The 501-nt window shown below is 52.7% G+C and carries 1 protein-coding gene; it reads left to right on the top strand.

Translation table 11 applies throughout. From position 1 onward, the window contains the following. On the top strand, positions 1 to 501 hold a 501-nt coding region (locus H6A20_RS13125), incomplete at both ends, for a transposase (protein ID WP_204907539.1).

The following is a 501-nucleotide window of genomic DNA, read 5'->3' as shown; positions in this document are numbered from 1 at the left end:
GCTCCCCGAAACTCTCTGTATCGATGAATTCAACGGCAACAGCGGCATCTGGAGCAAGAAGCATCACAGGTGGTACCGGAATAAATATCACTGCAACGTCTCCGATGGGGATGCACATGCCGTCATCGACATCCTGGACCAGACCTCTGGCGTCTACCTTGCCAAGTACTTCCGCCAGTTCTCTAAGGATCAGCGGGAGCATGTGAAATACTTCTGCTGTGACATGAGCAACGGCTTTGTCTCCATGGCAAAAAGTGTATTCCCGAGGGCAAAGATCTGCATCGATCCCTTCCACGTCGTCCAGCGTCTGAATAAGATGGCAGATGACGTACGGAAGCGTTATCAGCACCAGTTCCAGGATACCGGTGATACCGAAAGCTATAAAAAGGTCAAAGGCATCATCCGCCTCCTTAAGACCAGCGAATTCAACCAGGTCAGCTACTGGGGCTCCCGCTACAACGAGAACAGGCAGCGCCTGAAAGACGCCTTTGAGGTCGCCCC

It is taken from the genome of Mordavella massiliensis (assembly GCF_016901695.1).
GTDB lineage: Bacteria > Bacillota > Clostridia > Lachnospirales > Lachnospiraceae > Claveliimonas > Claveliimonas massiliensis_A.
The sequence above is the reverse complement of the archived record's forward strand: the minus strand, read 5'-3'. Positions and strand labels throughout refer to the sequence as shown.